Genomic DNA, 16731 nt, shown 5'->3' on the forward strand with positions numbered 1-16731 from the left:
CCACAGCGTGGGCCCGGCCGCAGGGAGCCCTCGTGCGCCTCTACCTCGCCTCCACCTCCCCCGCGCGCCTCGCGCTGCTGCGGGCCTCCGGGATCGAGCCCGTCGTCGTCCCCTCCGAGGTGGACGAGCCCGCGGCCGTCGCCCGGGCCGAGCAGGAGCGGGGCGCGGCGCTGGACGCGGACGCCACCGTCTCGCTGCTCGCCCGCGCCAAGGCGCACGCCGTCCTGCGCCCGGACATCGACGGTCTGGTGCTCGGCGGCGACTCCGCGTTCGTCCTCGACGGCGTCGTCCACGGCAAGCCGCACGAGCCCGAGCGGGCCCGGGAGCGCTGGCGCGCCCAGCGCGGACGCACCGGCCGCCTCCACTCCGGCCACTGGCTCGTCGACCACCGCGGCGGGAGGATCGTCGCCGAGGCCGGAGCGGTCACCTCCGCCGCCGTCACGTTCGCCGACGACATCGACGACGCCGAGATCGACGCCTACGTCGCCACCGGCGAGCCCCTCGAGGTGGCCGGCGCCTTCACCATCGACGGCCGCGGCGCCGGCTTCATCACCGCGATCGAGGGCGACCCCTCGACGGTGATCGGGATGTCGGTGCCGACCCTCCGCACTCTGGTGCGGAGCCTCGGGGTCGACTGGACCGCGCTCTGGAACCGCTGAGGCCCGTCCCGCCCTTGTGAGGAACCGACGAAGGCCCTCCGCTTCTTTGTGGTGAGCCGCGCCGGGCCGGGCGGAGCCGCCCCCTAGGGTTGAGGACCATGCCGAAGATTACGAAGGTGCTCGTCGCCAACCGGGGCGAGATCGCCGTCCGAGTCATCCGCGCCGCCCGCGACAGCGGGATCGCCTCCGTGGCCGTCTACGCCGACCAGGACCGCGACGCCGTGCACAGCCGCCTCGCCGACGAGGCCTACGCCCTCGGCGGGACGACCAGCGCCGAGACCTACCTCGTCATCGACAAGCTGCTCTCGGTGGCGCGCCGCTCCGGTGCCGACGCCGTGCACCCCGGCTACGGCTTCCTCGCCGAGAACGCCGACTTCGCCCGCGCCGTCATCGACGCCGGCCTGATCTGGATCGGCCCCGGCCCCGAGGCCATCGAGCGCCTCGGCGACAAGGTCTCGGCCCGCCACGTCGCCGAGAAGGTCGGCGCGCCGCTCGCCCCGGGAACCCTCAACCCCGTCTCCGGTGCCGCCGAGGTGCTCGAGTTCGTGGACCAGTACGGCCTCCCCGTCGCGATCAAGGCGGCCTTCGGCGGCGGCGGTCGCGGCCTCAAGGTCGCCCGCGAGCGCGACGAGGTCGAGGAGCTGTTCGCCTCCGCCACGCGCGAGGCCGTCGCCGCCTTCGGCCGCGGCGAGTGCTTCGTCGAGAAGTACCTCGACCAGCCGCGCCACGTCGAGACCCAGTGCCTGGCCGACGCGCACGGCAACGTCGTCGTGGTCTCCACCCGCGACTGCTCCCTCCAGCGCCGCCACCAGAAGCTCGTCGAGGAGGCGCCCGCGCCGTTCCTGACGGACGCGCAGAACACCGAGCTCTACCGCGCCTCGAAGGCGATCCTGCAGGAGGTCGGCTACCTCGGCGCCGGAACCTGCGAGTTCCTGATCGGCAAGGACGGCACGGTGTCCTTCCTCGAGGTGAACACCCGCCTCCAGGTCGAGCACCCCGTGTCGGAGGAGATCACCGGCATCGACCTCGTGCGCGAGCAGTTCCGCCTTGCCGAGGGCGGCGTGCTCGACTACGACGACCCGGCGCCCCGCGGCCACTCCTTCGAGTTCCGCATCAACGGCGAGGACGCGGGCCGCGGCTTCCTCCCCGCTCCGGGCCCGGTGCACGTCTTCAAGGCCCCCGGCGGACCCGGCGTCCGCGTCGACTCCGGTGTCGTCGCCGGCGACGTGATCTCCGGCTCCTTCGACTCGCTCCTCGCGAAGCTGATCGTCACCGGCGACAGCCGCGAGCAGGCGCTGGAGCGCTCGCGCCGCGCCCTCGCCGAGTTCGAGGTCACCGGACTGCCGACCGTCCTCCCCTTCCACCGCGCGATCGTCGAGGACCCGGCCTTCGCCCCCGAGGGCGGCGCGCCCTTCACGATCTACACCCGCTGGATCGAGACCGAGTTCGAGAACACGATCCCGGCCTGGAGCGGCGAGCCCGGAGCGACCGACGAGCCGGCGGCCCGCCGGAACGTGGTCGTCGAGGTCGACGGGCGCCGCGTCGAGGTCACTCTCCCCGGCGACCTGGTCGGCTCGGGACCCGCCCGCGGGGCCGCTGCCGCCTCCCCGAAGCGCCGCGGCTCCTCCTCCGTCAGCACCGTCACGGGCGACTCCGTCGCCTCGCCCATGCAGGCCACCATCGTCAAGGTCGCCGTCGCCGAGGGCGACACGGTCGTCACCGGCGACCTGGTCGTCGTCCTCGAGGCGATGAAGATGGAGCAGCCGCTCACCGCCCACAAGGACGGCGTCGTGAAGGGCCTCGACGCGACGGCCGGAGCGACCGTCCCCGCGGGACACGTGCTCCTCCAGATCGTCTGAGCCCGTTCCGGGCCGCTCCCCGCGCGGCCCGGCGCGGTCGGCTCCTCGACGTGAGTGGTATCGCCGAGCGGGTCGAGTCGCGCTGCGGTCAATCGCTTCGCACGCGATTCCCGGTCGTGCGCTCTGCCGATGAAGGGCCGCACCCCGCGCGGCCCGGCGGAGTGGCGCGTCAGGTGACGATGTGCATGGCGCGCGCGGCGTCCGAGATCGAGCCGGTGAGGCTCGGGTAGACGGTGAAGGCCCGCGCGACCTGGTCGACGGTCAGGCGGTGCTCCACGGCGAGGGCGAGCGGGAAGATCAGCTCGCTCGCCTTCGGAGCGACGATGACGCCTCCGATGACGGTGCCGGAGCCGGTGCGCGCGAACAGCTTGACGAAGCCGTCGCGGATGCCCATCATCTTCGCCCGCGGGTTCGCGGCGAGCGGGAGCTTGTAGATCTCGCCCTGCGCGATGCCCTCCTCGATCTCGCGCTGGCTCCATCCGACGGTCGCGATCTCGGGCTGCGTGAAGATGTTCGCCGCGACGTTGCGCACCTCGGTCGGGTTCACGGCGTCGCCCATCGCGTGGAACACGCCGGTGCGGCCCTGCATGGCGGCGACGGAGGCGAGCGGGAGGAACGTGGTGCAGTCCCCGGCCGCGTAGATCGAGGGGACGCTGGTGCGGGCGACGCGGTTGACGCGGATGTGCCCCGACTCCGTCAGCTGCACCCCCGCGTCCTCGAGGCCGATGCCCGCCGTGTTCGGCACGGAGCCGACGGCCATCAGGCAGTGCGAGCCCTCGACGACACGTCCGTCCGAGAGCACGGCCTGCACGCCCTTCTCGGTCCGCTCGACGCGGTCGGCGCGCGACTTCGAGAGCACGACCATGCCGTTGCGCTTGAAGACGTTCTCGATCACGGCGGCCGCGTCGGCGTCCTCCCCGGGCAGCACCTGGTCGCGGGAGGAGATGAGGGTCACGCGGGCGCCGAGCGCACGGTAGGCGGAGGCGAACTCCGCGCCGGTCACGCCGGAGCCCACCACGATCAGGTGCTCGGGGACGGACTTGAGGTTGTAGAGCTGGGTCCAGCTGAGGATGCGCTCGCCGTCGGGAGCCGCGGTCGGGAGCACACGGGGGCTGGCGCCCACCGAGACCACGATCGTGTCCGCCTCGATGCGGTCGAAGTCCATGCCCTCGCCGCCGGCCGCCGTGGAGACGATCAAGGCGTTCGAGCCGTCCAGGCGCCCGTCCCCCTGGACGATGCGCACGCCGTGGTGCACCAGGTTCGCGCGCATGTCCTCGGACTGCTGGCGCGCGAGCCCGAGCAGGCGCTTGTTCACCGTCGCCAGGTTGACCGCCACGTCCGGGCGCACCGGCTTGTTCTGCTCCGAGCGGGTGAAGAACTGCACGCCCAGGTCGGCGGCCTCGCCGATGGCGTTGGTGGCCTCCGCCGTCGCGATGAGCGACTTCGACGGGACGACGTCGGTGATGACGGCCGAGCCGCCCACTCCGACCCGCTCGACCAGGGTGACCTCAGCGCCGAGCTGCGCTCCCGCGATGGCGGCTTCGTAGCCGCCCGGCCCCCCTCCGAGTACAGCGATCCTCTGCGCGCGCTCGAACTCGTAAGCCATGCTTCCCATTGTCCTCTCTCACTGAGTGTTCGCCCAATCGCGGGGTGTCGGATCGGCCGCGGGAGTCGCCCTCCGCCGCCGCGCAGCCCCGTCGGTAGGGTGGGAGGATGGCCGACCAGACCCTGCACCCCCTCGACGCCCCCGACGCCGATCCCTTCGAGATCGCGGCCCGCGCGGCCGCTCAGATCGCCGAGGCGACAGGGGTCGAGAAGCACGACATCGCCCTCACCCTCGGCAGCGGCTGGGGCAAGGCCGCCGACGCGATCGGCGAGACGACCGCGACGGTGGAGGCCACCGAGATCCTCGGCTTCTCCAAGCCGGCCGTGCACGGGCACGGCGGCACCCTGCGCTCCGTCCTGCTCCCCACCGGCAGGCGCGCGCTGATCATCGGCGCCCGCACCCACTACTACGAGGGCTACGGCGTGCGCCGCGTCGCGCACAGCGTCCGCACCGCCGCCGCGACGGGCGCGACGGTGATGATCCTCACCAACGGCGCGGGCGGCATCAAGGAGCACTGGACGCCCGGGACCCCCGTGCTGATCAGCGACCACATCAACCTCACCGCCGACTCGCCGCTCGAGGGCGCGACGTTCGTCGACCTCACCGACCTCTACTCCTCGCGCCTGCGCGACCTCGCCCGGGGGACGCGTCCTGAGCTGGACGAGGGCGTGTACGTGCAGTTCCGCGGGCCGCACTACGAGAGCCCGGCCGAGGTGCAGATGGCGAGGATCATCGGCGGCCACATCGTCGGCATGTCGACCGCCCTCGAGGCCATCGCCGCGCGCGAGGCGGGCATGGAGGTGCTGGGCATGTCGCTCATCACGAACCTCGCCGCCGGCATCCAGAAGACCCCCCTCAGCCACGAGGAGGTGCTCGAGGCCGGCCGCGACGCCGAGGACGACCTCGCCCGCCTGCTCGCCGGGATCACGGGCGCCCTGTGAGCGCCGACGTCCGGGAGCTCGCCGAGGCCTGGCTCGCCCAGGACCCCGACCCGGAGACGCGGGAGGAGCTGGTCGGCCTGCTGACCGCCTCCGACTCGGGGGACGCCTCCGCCCGCGCCGAGCTCGAGGACCGCTTCGGCGCCCGCCTGGCGTTCGGCACCGCGGGCCTGCGCGGCGCCATCGCGGCGGGATCCAACCGGATGAACCGCGTGCTGGTCTCGCAGGCCGCCGTGGGCCTGGCCGACTTCCTGCTGGCGCAGGGCGTCCAGCGGCCCGTGGTCGTGATCGGCTACGACGGCCGGAAGAACTCGCGCGTCTTCGCCGAGGACTCCGCCGCGCTGATGGCGGGCGCCGGCGTGGACGCGGTGCTGCTGCCCCGGCTCCTGCCCACCCCCGTGCTGGCCTTCGCCGTGCGCCACCTCGGCGCCGACGCCGGAGTGATGGTCACGGCGAGCCACAACCCGCCGCAGGACAACGGCTACAAGGTGTACCTCGGCGGCGCCGACGAGGGCTCGCAGATCGTGCCGCCGGTCGACTCCGAGATCGCCGAGCGGATCCTCGCGGTCGCGCGGGACCGGCGCGTTCCGGAGCTGCCGCGCGGCGAGTACCGGCTCGCGGACGAGTCCGTGGTCGCCGCCTACATCGAGGCGACGGCAGCCGTCGGCCGCCAGTCCGCTCCGCTGCGCATCGTCTACACGGCGATGCACGGGGTCGGCTGGGAGACGGCGCACCGGGTGCTCTCCGCGGCGGGATTCGACGAGCCGGCCGTCGTGGTCGAGCAGATCGAGCCCGACGCGGCGTTCCCCACGGTCGCGTTCCCCAACCCGGAGGAGGCGGGCGCCCTCGACCTCGCATTCTCGACCGCGCGCTCCGGTCGCGCGCAGCTGATCGTGGCCAACGACCCGGACGCCGACCGCTTCGCCGCCGCCGTGCCCGACGCCTCCGCCCCGGAGGGCTTCCGGCGCCTCACCGGCAACGAGGTCGGAGCGCTGCTCGGCTGGCGCGCCGCCGAGCAGGTCCGCCGCGAGGGCCGCACCGGAGGAGCGCTCGCCTGCTCGATCGTGTCCTCCCCCGCCCTCGGTGCCGTGGCGGCCGACTACGGCCTCGACTTCGCCGAGACGCTCACGGGCTTCAAGTGGATCTCGCGCGTCCCCGACCTCGTCTTCGGCTACGAGGAGGCACTCGGCTACCTGGTGAACCCCGGGACGGTCCGCGACAAGGACGGCGTCTCGGCCGCGCTCGCCTTCCTCTCCCTCGCGAGCGCGCTCGCCGCCGAGGAGCGCACGATCGACGACGAGCTGGAGTCGTTCGCCGAGCGGTTCGGGCTCTTCGGATCGGAGCAGATCTCGCTCCGCGTCACCGACCTCTCCGAGATCGGCCGGATCATGGCCGGACTGCGCGCGACGCCTCCGACCGCGATCGGCGGGCTCGCCGTCGAGCGGAGCGAGGACCTGCTCGCCGAGGGCGGCGCGCTGCCCCCGACCGACGCGCTCCGCTTCTCCCTGGACGGTGCCCGTCTCATCGCGCGCCCGAGCGGCACGGAGCCGAAGGTCAAGCTCTACCTCGACGCCTGGTCGCACGACTCCGACGCCGACGCCCGCCGGTCGGCCGTCTCGTCCCGCCTCGCCGCCCTGCGCACCGGCGTCGCGGAGCTCCTCGCGTAGGTCCCCCTCCGGTCAGCGGGGCGCGCGGACACCGATCCGCTCGCCCCGCTTCCAGAGCCACTCCACCGGACCGAGCTCGAACCGGCGCAGCCACAGGTGCGCCGCGAGCACGACGACCGCCGCGATGAGCAGGAACGCTCCGACGGTCGCCGGGACGCGCCACTGCGCGGCGGTCACCGCCAGCCCGAGTCCCCAGCCGTAGAAGAGGGCGCCGCCGAGCAGGTTCTGCAGGAGGTAGGCGCTCAGGGCGACCCGGCCGACCTCCCGCGCCCGTCGTGCCGCCCAGCCCTCGGCGCCCCGGCGGAGGCAGGCCTCGGCGAGGGCCGCGAGCAGGCCGAGCCCGACCAGGGGCGCGACGAGGTAGCGCTCGGCGAGCAGACCGGCGGCGCTCCCCCCGACGCCCAGCGCGAGGTCGACGGGGAGGGCGAGGGCGCCGAGGACCATCATGCGACGGCGGAGTGACGCGCCCTCGGCGGCGAGGACCCCCGCCCGATGGAGGCGCGCGCCGAGGAGGAACATCGCGAGGCTGAGGAGCCCGATGAGCACCGGCTCCGCACGGAAGACGCCCGCGTTCTGCAGCCGGAAGAGGGCGAGGCCGAGGAACGACGCGTCCGCGTAGGGGCTCCGGCCGGTCGGCCCCTGTCCGGCACCGTCCGGACTCGCCGCCACGAGCGCCACGAGCGCCACGAGCGCCACGAGCGCCGAGATCAGGACGACGTGCAGAGCGCCGCAGACGAGGATCACGCGGCGCTGCGTCGTCGGCCGGGTGAGCAGCAGCCAGGCGACGACCGCTCCGGTGACGGCGTATCCCATGAGGACGTCGAACTCCGCGATCAGCACATAGTTGACCGCGCCGTCCAGGAGGAGGAGCGTCGCGCGCCAGAGGTAGCGGCCCGGCCAGCGCGTCCCGCGCCGGACCGCGGAGGCGTGCTGGATCGCGAGGCCCACCCCGAAGGCGAGGGAGAGGAGGGCGAGGAACTTGCCCTGCGCCAGCGCCATCAGCAGGAGCTGCGCAGTCCCGGCGGAGGAGGAGGTCTCCGGCGTCACCGGGACGGAGAGCAGTCCGAGCATCCCCCAGGGGTGGGAGAAGATCCAGATGTTCGTGCCGAGGGTCCCGATGATCGCGACACCGCGGACGACGTCCAGGGTCGCGATGCGGCGGCCGGCTCCGGCACGGGGTGGCAATACGGTCGTATTGGTCATGTCCGAGAGCGTAGCCTGCTCGAGCAGTCGAACGAGAGGGACGCCATGCCGGATCGGCGCGAGAGCAGGAGCGACATCCTCTCGGCGGTCGTCGCCGTCCTCTCGACCCGCGGGGCGGAGCACCTCAGCATCCGCACCGTCGCGGCCGAGGCCGGCGTCTCGGTGGGGGCCGTCCAGCACCACTTCCCGACGAAGCAGGCGCTGCTGGCCGGCGCGATGGCCCGGGTCGAGGAGCGCTTCCGCGAGCGGATGCGGAGCCGCCTGGAGGCCGAACCCTCGGCCGAGGTGCGGCTACGTATCTTCTGCGACGAGATCGCGTGCGTCGCTGACGAGGACGTCCCCGACGCGATCGTGTGGACCGCCTTCGCCTCCCGCGCCGGCACCGATCCGGAGATCCGCGCGATCCACACCGCCGGCTGGTCGCGCACGGAGGACGTCGTCCTGGAGCTCCTGCGCGCCGCGCATCCCGCGGCGTCGTTCGGCGCCGACGACGCCGCGCTGCTCCTCGCCGTCCTCGACGGCATCGCGGTCTCCCGCGCGGCCGAGCGGCCCGCCCGCCTCTCCCCCGCCCGCGCCCGTCGCCTGATCGGCACCGTCCTCGAGCAGCTCGCCGCCCGCTGACCCCCCGAGGTCCGAGCAGCCGTCCGCGCGGGGACCCGGCTCCCGGCACGCCACTCCGCGGCCACTCGACCAGCAGGGGCGGACGACGGACGCCCTCCCACCGCACGGTAGACACATCGCGCCCTGGAAATGGGAGTCTTGATACGCCGCTCTGCGGCTACTCGACCAGCAGGAGGAGGGAGCGCCCTCTCACCGCAAGGTGGAGGGCGCGTCCGAGAATCGCGTGGCAGCGATTCGAGGCAGCCCGACGGAATACGCTCTGCGGAACGCACCCCGTCGGGAGGCCGACCGCGCTGAGCCGCGCAGGGAGCGGCTCAGAGTCGAGCTCAGCCCAGCGCCCGCTCGATCTTCTCCGTGATCTCGTTCTGGTCGAGGTAGTTGTCGATGACGACGACCTCGGCGAAGGTGCGGCCGATGCGGTCGACGAGCTCACCGGAGGTGAGGATGACCTGCGCGTCGGCGGCGAGCGCGTCGACGGAGGCCAGGTCGGAGGCGATCACCTCGGCCTCGAGGTCGAGGGTCTCGAGGGCGCGCTCGGCGCCGAGCTTGAGGATGGCGGAGGTGCCGATTCCGGCGCCGCAGAGGGTGACGATCTTCATGCGCTTCTTCCGTGGTGCGGGTGGTGCGGGGTGCTGTCGGTGAGGACGGCGTTGATGCTGCGGAGGGTGCGGGCGGCGGCGAGTGCACCGACCGCGTCCGGACGGCTGAGCACGTCGGCGAGCCCGGAGACGAAGCCGACGTGTCCGTGCGCCTGGGTGGCGGCGATTCCGATGACGACCGACACCGGGTCGTTGGTGCTGTGGCCGAAGGCGACGGGCTCGGCCAGCGTGACGACGGAGAGGCCGTCCGCGAGGACGTCGTTGCCGGGCCGGGCGTGCGCGAGGGCGAGCCCGGGCGCGATGACGATGTACGGCCCGAGCACGTCGACCTGCTCGACCATGCGCCGGGAGTAGGCGGCGTCCACCGCGCCGGTTCGCTCGAGCGCACGGCCCGCCTCGAGGACGGCCTCCCGCCAGGATCCGGCGGAGTGGCGGAGGGCCACCGCCTCCTCGGGGAGCGCGTCGAGCGGCACCGTCAGGCCGCCTCGAAGCCGGCGCTGATCGTCTCGACGAGCTCGCGGCGCTCGTCGAGCGGCAGGAAGGCGGCGTGGGCCGCGTTCAGCTGGAAGGCCTCGAAGTCGTCGAGGTCGTACCCGAACGCGTCGGACAGGAGGGCGAGCTCGCGGCTGAGGGTCGTCGCGCTCATCAGGCGGTTGTCGGTGTTCACCGTGACGCGGAAGCCCAGCTGGTAGAGCAGGTCGAAGGGGTGGTCGGCGAGATCGGCACCCCACGCTGCGACGGCTCCGGTCTGCAGGTTGGAGGAGGGGCTGAGCTCGAGGGCGATCTCGCGGTCCTTCACCCACTCCGAGAGCTCGCCGAGGGTGACGTAGCTCGCGTCGTCGTCCTGGCGCTCGATGCGGATGTCCTCCGCGATCCGGACGCCGTGGCCCAGGCGCAGCGCGCGGCCGTCGAGCAGGGCCGAGCGGATGCTGTCGAGGCCGTCCGCCTCCCCCGCGTGGACCGTGGTCGGGAAGTGAGCCGCCGCGAGCAGCTCGAAGGCGTGACGGTGCCGCGAGGCGGGGAAGCCCGCCTCGGCTCCGGCGATGTCGAAGCCGATCGCACCACGCTCGCGGTGGCGCAGCGCCAGCTCGGCGACCTCGAGCGAGCGGTCGGCGTGCCGCATCGCGGTGATCAGCTGGCCGACGCGGATGCGGTGTCCCTGCGCCGCCGCCTCCTGCACGCCCTGCTGCAGCCCCTCCTGGACCGCCTCGACAGCCGCGTCGAGCGAGAGCCCGGCGCGCTGGTGCTGCTCCGGCGCCCAGCGCACCTCGCCGTGCACGACTCCGTCGGCGGCGAGGTCGAGCACGAACTCGCGGGCCACGCGCTCGAGCGCCGGCGCGGTCTGCATCACGGCGACCGTCGTCTCGAAGGTGGCGATGTAGTCGGTGAGGGAGCCGGAGTCGGCCGTGGCACGGAACCACTCGGCGAGCGCGTCCGGCTCCTCGGCCGGGAGCGGCACGCCCGTCTCGCGGGCTATCTCGAGGACCGTCCCGGGCCGCAGGCCTCCGTCGAGGTGGTCGTGCAGCGACACCTTGGGGAGCTCGTCGATGAGGACGCCCTCGCCCGGGAGGAGGTACTCCTCGGTCTGATCGGTCACGGTGCTCCTCGCAGGTCGGCGGTGGTTCGCCGACCACCCTAGAGGGTCGGCGGGAGCGGCTCGCCGGGCGGCGCCTCCTCCGTGCCGGGCGGCGCAGGGCTAGGAGACGCGCTCCGCCACGAGGGGGCCGCCGTCGAGCACCTCGTCGCCGTCGTCGCCGATCCGGTAGGCACCGTCGAGCGCCTCGAGCGCCCGGGCGAAGCGCTCCGGCTCGTCGGCCGACAGCGTGAGCAGGGGCCGGCCCGCGCGGACGCGGTCGCCCGGCTTCGCGTGCAGGTCGATCCCCGCCGCGTGCTGCACCGCGTCGGACTGTCGGGCGCGTCCGGCGCCCAGGCGCCAGGCGGCGATGCCGAACGGCAGCGCCTGCTGCTCCACCAGGACGCCGTCGCGCTCGGCGACCACGACGTGGGTCTCGCGGGCCTCGGGGAGCGCCGCATCCGGATCCCCTCCCTGAGCGCGGATGACCGCGCGCCAGGTGTCCATCGCCGCGCCGCCGTCGAGGGCGCGCTCGACGTCCGCGTCCGGCTGCCCGGCGAGGGCCAGCATCTCGCGGGCCAGGGCCAGCGTCAGCTCCCGGACGTCCGAGGGACCGCCGCCGGCGAGCACCTCGACCGACTCCCGCACCTCGTTCGCGTTGCCGATGGCCAGACCGAGCGGCACGTTCATGTTGGTCAGCAGCGCGGTGGTCCGCACCCCCGCGTCGTTGCCGAGGTCGACCATCGCCCGCGCCAGCTCCCGCGAGCGCTCGATGTCGACCATGAACGCCCCGGAGCCGAACTTCACGTCGAGCACCAGGGCGTCGGTCCCCTCGGCGATCTTCTTCGACATGATCGAGGACGCGATCAGCGGAATCGCCTCGACGGTCCCGGTGATGTCCCGGAGCGCGTAGAGCTTCTTGTCGGCGGGGGCGAGGCCCGAGCCCGCGGCGCAGATCACGCCGCCGACCGTCCGCAGCTGCTCCAGCATCTCCTCGTTGCCGAGGTCGGCCCGCCAGCCCGGGATCGACTCCAGCTTGTCGAGCGTTCCGCCCGTGTGGCCGAGCCCGCGTCCCGAGAGCTGGGGCACCGCCACGCCGAAGGAGGCGACCAGCGGCATCAGCGGCAGCGTGATCTTGTCGCCGACCCCGCCCGTGGAGTGCTTGTCGACCGTGCGCTTGCCGAGTCCGTCGAACCGCATGCGCTCGCCGCTGGCGATCATCGCCAGGGTGAGGTCGCGGATCTCGTCGCGCTCCATCCCGTTCAGCAGGACCGCCATCGCGAAGGCCGCCATCTGCTCGTCGGCGACGTAGCCGCGGGTGTAGGCGTCGATCAGCCAGTCGATCTGCGCGGTCGAGAGCGTGCCGCGGTCGCGCTTGGTGCGGATGATGTCGACGGCGTCGAAGTCCTCGACGGGGGTGGTGCGGGTCATGCGGAGTCCTCGGTTCGGGAGTGGGAGCGGTGACGGCGGCGCTAGGAGGCGGCGTAGGCCTCGAGCGTGCGCGGGCCGAAGGCGTCGGGGATGACCTCGTCGATCGTCTTCACGCCCGACACGGTCTGGAGGAGCATGCCCTCGGCCGAGTGCTCGAAGAGCAGCTGGCGGCAGCGCCCGCAGGGCATCAGGACGCCGCCCTTCCCGTCGACGCAGGTGAAAGCGACGAGCCGGCCGCCGCCCGTCATGTGCAGAGAGGACACCAGCGCGCACTCGGCGCAGAGCGTGAGCCCGTAGGAGGCGTTCTCGACGTTGCAGCCCGAGATCGTCCGGCCGTCGTCCACGAGCGCGGCGACCCCGACGGGGAACTTCGAGTACGGGACGTAGGCGTGGCTCATGGCCTCGAGCGCGGCCTCGCGCAGCGCCTCCCAGTCGATGTCAGTCACGACGGCTCCTCTCAGGACTTCAGGTACGGCTTGCCGGCGGCGGCCGGTCCGCGGGACTGGCCGACGAGACCGGCCACCGCGAAGATCGTCACGACGTACGGCAGCATCAGCATGAACTCGCTGGGCACGGGCGAGCCGATGACGCCGAGCACGTTCTGCAGGTTGGTCGCGAAGCCGAACAGGAGCGACGCGAGCGTCGCCTTGATCGGGTCCCAGCGGCCGAAGATGACGGCGGCCAGGGCGATGAAGCCCGCACCCGCGGTCATCTCCTTGCCGAACGCGCCGACCGCGTCGAGCGTGTAGTACGCGCCGCCGACTCCGGCGATCGCCCCGGCGAGGGAGACGTTCCAGAAGCGCGTGCGGGCGACATCGATGCCCACGGTGTCCGCGGCCTGCGGGTGCTCGCCCACGGCGCGCAGGCGGAGGCCCCACTTGGTCTTGAACAGGCCCCACCACACCGCGAAGATCGCGAAGTACATCAGGTAGACGATCACCGTCTGGTTGAACAGGACGGCGCCCACGATCGGCACCTGGCTGAGCACCGGGATCGGGAGGCGGTCGAACTTCACCGGCGAGTTGAACGTCGACGCATCGGCGGAGAGGACCTGGGAGTAGAGGAAGCTCGTCAGGCCGGTCACCAGCACGTTCAGCACGACTCCGACGATCACCTGGTCGACCAGGTACTTGATCGCGAAGGCGGCCAGCACGAACGACACCAGGACGCTCGCGACCATCGCCGCGAGCAGGCCGAGCACCGGCTGGCGGGTGAGGGAGCCGACCATCGCCGCGGTGAAGGCGCCGGCGAGCAGCTGCCCCTCGATCGCGACGTTGACGACTCCGACACGCTCCGAGATGACGCCGCCGAGCGAGCCGAAGATCAGCGGAGTGGCGAGCCCGACGGTCCCGAGCAGCAGTCCCGAGACGGGCAGCGCGGCACCGGCCGACGCCCAGACGAGGAACCCGATCAGGAAGACCAGGGCGAAGACCGCCGAGAGCCAGAGCGGGATCCGGCGGCCGGCGCGGGTGAGCCCGGCCGACGCGACGGCCAGGGCGACCAGGAGGATCGCGACGACCACGCCCGTCCCCCGCGTCGGGAACGGGATGTCCGGCAGCGCGAAGAAGTCGGTCCCCGCGGCGAGGCGGAACGAGCTCGTCCCGTCGCGGCCGAGGGCCACGAAGAGGACGACGGCGAGCAGCGCGAAGACGCCGAACGCGATCGGCGCCTTCCAGCTGCGGATCACGACGCGGTCGGGGGCGGTGGCGACGGCGGTGCTCATGCGGACACCTCCGATGTGCGGCGGGTGCGGCGCTTCGGGGCGGCCCCGGGCGTCGGGAGGCGGAAGATCGCGCGCACCAGCGGCGGTGCGGCGATGAAGAGGACGATCAGCGACTGGACGACGAGGACCACGTCGATCGGCACGCCCTCGGCGGCCTGCATCGAGTAGCCGCCCGCCTTGAAGGCGCCGAAGAGGATGCCGGCGAAGAACACGCCCCAGGGTCGGGAGCGGCCCAGCAGCGCGACCGTGATCGCGTCGAAGCCGATGCCCGCGTCGATCCCGGAGGTGAAGCCGGTCGTGACCGTCCCCATCACCTGGGCGCTGCCGGCGAGGCCGAGCAGGCCGCCGGAGAGCAGCATCGCGTACACGTAGCTGTTCTTCACGTCGATGCCCGCGACCCGTGCCGCGTGCGGGTTCTCCCCCACCGCGCGGAACTTGAAGCCGATCGTCGAGCGGTTCAGGAGCCACCAGACGAACACGGTCGCGAGGACCGCGAAGACGAAGCCGAGCGTGAGCGAGTATCCGGGGCCGAGGAGCGCCGGGAAGACCGCGGTCTCTTTCATCCCGGGCGACTTCGGGTTGTTCGAGCCGGGCGCCTGCAGGGCGCCGGGCGTCCGCAGGAGGTAGGAGATCAGGTAGAACGCGACGTAGTTGAGCATGATCGTGAGGATCACCTCGTGCGCGCCGGTGCGGGCCTTGAGCAGTCCCACGAGTCCGCCCCAGAGCGCGCCGCCCAGGATGCCGGCGGCAAGCGCGACGATCAGGTGCACGCCCCACGGGAGGTCGAAGGAGAAGCCGACCCAGCCCGCGCAGGCGGCGGCGATCAGCATCTGGCCGCGGCCGCCGATGTTGAACAGGCCGACGCGGAAGGCCAGCGCCACTCCGAGGCCGCCGGCGATCAGCGGGGTCGCGAAGGCCAGGGTGTCCGTCAGCGGCTTGATGCCGTTGGCGAAGCCCTCGCGGCGGAAGTTGTAGACCGAGCCCTGGAAGAGCGAGGAGTAGGCACCGGAGACTGACTGCCAGATCGCCTGCAGGGTGTCGAGCGGCCGGGCGAAGAAGTAGCCCGACGCCGCCTGGACGTCCTTGTCGGTCGCGGCGATCAGCACGCCGCCCGCGATGAGGGAGAGCAGCACGGCGAGCACCGACATCAGCGCGGTGCCGGAGAGGATCTCGCGCAGGACGCGGGAGGCGCCGCTCTCGAGCGGGCCGGGGCGCACCTCCTGATCCGGCTTCTGGCCGGGCTCGAGCCCGGACGCCTTCTCGGTCTCCGCGTCGGGATCGACCGCGGGCAGTTGCGCGTCGCTCACGCCGCCGCTCCCTTCTCGGCGGGCGTCTGCCCGGCCATCATGAGCCCCAGGACCTCGCGGGGCGTGTCGGCGGGGACGATGCCGATGATCCCGCCCTTGTACATGACCGCGATGCGGTCGGCGAGCGCCGCGACCTCGTCGAGCTCGGTCGACACCACGATCACGGGTACCCCGGTGTCGCGCGTCTCGACGATGCGCTTGTGGACGAACTCGATGGAGCCGACGTCGATGCCGCGAGTGGGCTGCGCCGCGATGAACAGCCGCAGCTCCCGGCTGAGCTCGCGCGCGAGCACCACCTTCTGCTGGTTGCCTCCGGAGAGGCGGCCGACGTGGGTGCCGATCCCCTGGGCGCGCACGTCGAACTCGCGCACCCGCTCCTCGGCGAAGCGCTCGAGCTCCTTGAGCCGCAGGCCCAGTCCCTTCACGAACGGACCGCGGTCGCTGCGGTCGAGCATGAGGTTCTCGGCGATCGTGAACTCGGCGACCAGACCGTCCTCGGTGCGGTCCTCGGGGACGAAGCCGACCCCCGACTCGAGGACGCGGCGCACGGACAGCCCGTCGAGGCGGCGCCCGTCCAGGGTCACCGAGCCCTCGACCCGCTCCTGCAGGCCCATGATCGCCTCGGTGAGCTCCGTCTGGCCGTTGCCCTGCACGCCCGCGATCGCGAGGATCTCGCCGCGGCGGACCTCGAAGGAGACGTCGTCGACGACGGCCTGACCGTTGGCGTCGCGCACGGTGAGGTTCGAGACGACGAGGGCCTCGTCGCCCGGCACCGCCTGCTCCTTCTGCACCGTCAGCTCGACGGCGCGGCCCACCATCAGCGAGGCGAGCTCGGCGTTGCTCGCCGTCGGCGACGCCTCCCCCACGACTCTGCCGAGGCGGATGACGGTGATGCGGTCTCCGACCTCGCGCACCTCGCGGAGCTTGTGCGTGATGAAGACGATGGCGGTCCCGGCCGCACGCAGCTGGCGCATGATCGCGATCAGCTCGTCGGTCTCCTGCGGGGTCAGCACCGCGGTCGGCTCGTCGAACACGAGCACCCGGGCGTCGCGGGAGAGGGCCTTGATGATCTCGACCCGCTGCTGCACGCCGACGGGGAGGTCCTCGACCAGGGCGTCGGGATCCACGTCGAAGCCGAAGCGGTCCGAGATCTCGCGCACCCGGGCGCGCGCGGCGGCGAGGTCCAGGCGCCCGCCGGCCTTCGTCTCCTCGTGGCCCAGCATGACGTTCTCGGCGACGGTGAACACGGGGACGAGCATGAAGTGCTGGTGGACCATCCCGATGCCCGCCTTCATGGCGTCACCCGGACCGGAGAAGTGCTGGACCGCGTCGTCCAGCAGGATCTCCCCCTCCTCGGCCTGGTACAGGCCGTAGAGCACGTTCATGAGCGTCGACTTGCCCGCGCCGTTCTCGCCGAGGAGGCAGTGGATCTCACCGGGTTCGACGGTGAGATCGATGTGGTCGTTGGCCACGAGCGCGCCGAAGCGCTTCGTGATGCCACGCAGTTCGAGCTTCATGGGACCAATCTAACTTTCGGTTCGCGCC

The 16731-nt window shown here is 72.7% G+C and carries 15 protein-coding genes; 5 read left to right on the forward strand and 10 right to left on the reverse strand.

Annotated features, from left to right (window positions below):
- Positions 1-32 precede the first annotated feature (32 nt).
- Together C5C29_RS01575 and C5C29_RS01580 are read left to right on the forward strand one after the other, a co-directional pair.
- Entirely contained in the window at positions 33-659 is a 627-nt protein-coding gene (locus C5C29_RS01575; protein ID WP_181027094.1) for a nucleoside triphosphate pyrophosphatase, read from the forward strand.
- A 98-nt stretch (positions 660-757) separates the two neighbouring features.
- Complete coding sequence (locus tag C5C29_RS01580; RefSeq protein WP_104223170.1) at positions 758-2518, forward strand: biotin carboxylase N-terminal domain-containing protein; 1761 nt, start codon at positions 758-760, stop codon at positions 2516-2518.
- Between the two features lie 169 nt (positions 2519-2687).
- On the opposite strand, the gene C5C29_RS01585 is transcribed toward C5C29_RS01580, so the two are convergent.
- Positions 2688-4124 carry an NAD(P)H-quinone dehydrogenase gene (locus C5C29_RS01585; protein ID WP_104223171.1) on the reverse strand — a complete coding sequence of 479 codons (1437 nt, stop codon included), beginning with the start codon at positions 4122-4124 and terminating at the stop codon, positions 2688-2690.
- Between the two features lie 107 nt (positions 4125-4231).
- Here C5C29_RS01585 and C5C29_RS01590 point away from each other — a divergent pair, with 107 nt between their 5' ends.
- The gene (locus C5C29_RS01590) at positions 4232-5065 is read left to right on the forward strand and encodes a purine-nucleoside phosphorylase (protein WP_104223172.1); all 834 of its coding nucleotides are present in this window, start codon (positions 4232-4234) and stop codon (positions 5063-5065) included.
- Entirely contained in the window at positions 5062-6729 is a 1668-nt protein-coding gene (locus C5C29_RS01595) for a phospho-sugar mutase (RefSeq protein ID WP_104223173.1), read from the forward strand. Before C5C29_RS01590 ends, C5C29_RS01595 begins: the two co-directional genes overlap by 4 nt.
- Before the next feature lie 12 nt (positions 6730-6741).
- Here the strand turns inward: C5C29_RS01595 and C5C29_RS01600 are convergent, their stop codons facing one another.
- Positions 6742-7932, reverse strand: coding sequence for a DUF418 domain-containing protein (locus tag C5C29_RS01600; RefSeq protein WP_104223174.1), 1191 nt, complete (start codon positions 7930-7932; stop codon positions 6742-6744).
- Between the two features lie 45 nt (positions 7933-7977).
- Between C5C29_RS01600 and C5C29_RS01605 the strand changes: the two genes are divergently transcribed.
- Positions 7978-8553, forward strand: a complete 576-nt coding sequence (locus tag C5C29_RS01605; RefSeq protein WP_104223175.1) for a TetR/AcrR family transcriptional regulator — start codon at positions 7978-7980, stop codon at positions 8551-8553.
- Positions 8554-8879: 326 nt separating this feature from the next.
- On the opposite strand, the gene C5C29_RS01610 is transcribed toward C5C29_RS01605, so the two are convergent.
- The 8 genes from C5C29_RS01610 to C5C29_RS01645 form a co-directional block, all read right to left on the reverse strand.
- Positions 8880-9152 (reverse strand): PTS sugar transporter subunit IIB, encoded by a 273-nt coding sequence (locus tag C5C29_RS01610; RefSeq protein ID WP_104226416.1) that lies wholly within the window; start codon positions 9150-9152, stop codon positions 8880-8882.
- Entirely contained in the window at positions 9149-9625 is a 477-nt protein-coding gene (locus tag C5C29_RS01615; RefSeq protein ID WP_104223177.1) for a PTS sugar transporter subunit IIA, read from the reverse strand. Before C5C29_RS01615 ends, C5C29_RS01610 begins: the two co-directional genes overlap by 4 nt.
- Positions 9626-9627: 2 nt before the next feature.
- Positions 9628-10749, reverse strand: coding sequence for an adenosine deaminase (locus tag C5C29_RS01620; protein ID WP_104223178.1), 1122 nt, complete (start codon positions 10747-10749; stop codon positions 9628-9630).
- A 99-nt stretch (positions 10750-10848) separates the two neighbouring features.
- Positions 10849-12156 (reverse strand): thymidine phosphorylase, encoded by a 1308-nt coding sequence (locus C5C29_RS01625; RefSeq protein ID WP_104223179.1) that lies wholly within the window; start codon positions 12154-12156, stop codon positions 10849-10851.
- Positions 12157-12197: 41 nt separating this feature from the next.
- Positions 12198-12602 (reverse strand): cytidine deaminase, encoded by a 405-nt coding sequence (locus C5C29_RS01630; RefSeq protein WP_104223180.1) that lies wholly within the window; start codon positions 12600-12602, stop codon positions 12198-12200.
- Between the two features lie 11 nt (positions 12603-12613).
- The gene (locus tag C5C29_RS01635; protein WP_104223181.1) at positions 12614-13879 is read right to left on the reverse strand and encodes an ABC transporter permease; all 1266 of its coding nucleotides are present in this window, start codon (positions 13877-13879) and stop codon (positions 12614-12616) included.
- A complete protein-coding gene (locus tag C5C29_RS01640) occupies positions 13876-15186 on the reverse strand; it encodes an ABC transporter permease (protein ID WP_219812597.1) in 1311 nt (436 codons plus the stop codon). Before C5C29_RS01640 ends, C5C29_RS01635 begins: the two co-directional genes overlap by 4 nt.
- Positions 15183-16703, reverse strand: a complete 1521-nt coding sequence (locus C5C29_RS01645) for an ABC transporter ATP-binding protein (protein WP_104223182.1) — start codon at positions 16701-16703, stop codon at positions 15183-15185. Before C5C29_RS01645 ends, C5C29_RS01640 begins: the two co-directional genes overlap by 4 nt.
- Positions 16704-16731 lie beyond the last annotated feature (28 nt).

It is taken from the genome of Rathayibacter sp. AY1H2 (assembly GCF_002931985.1).
Lineage (GTDB): Bacteria > Actinomycetota > Actinomycetes > Actinomycetales > Microbacteriaceae > Rathayibacter.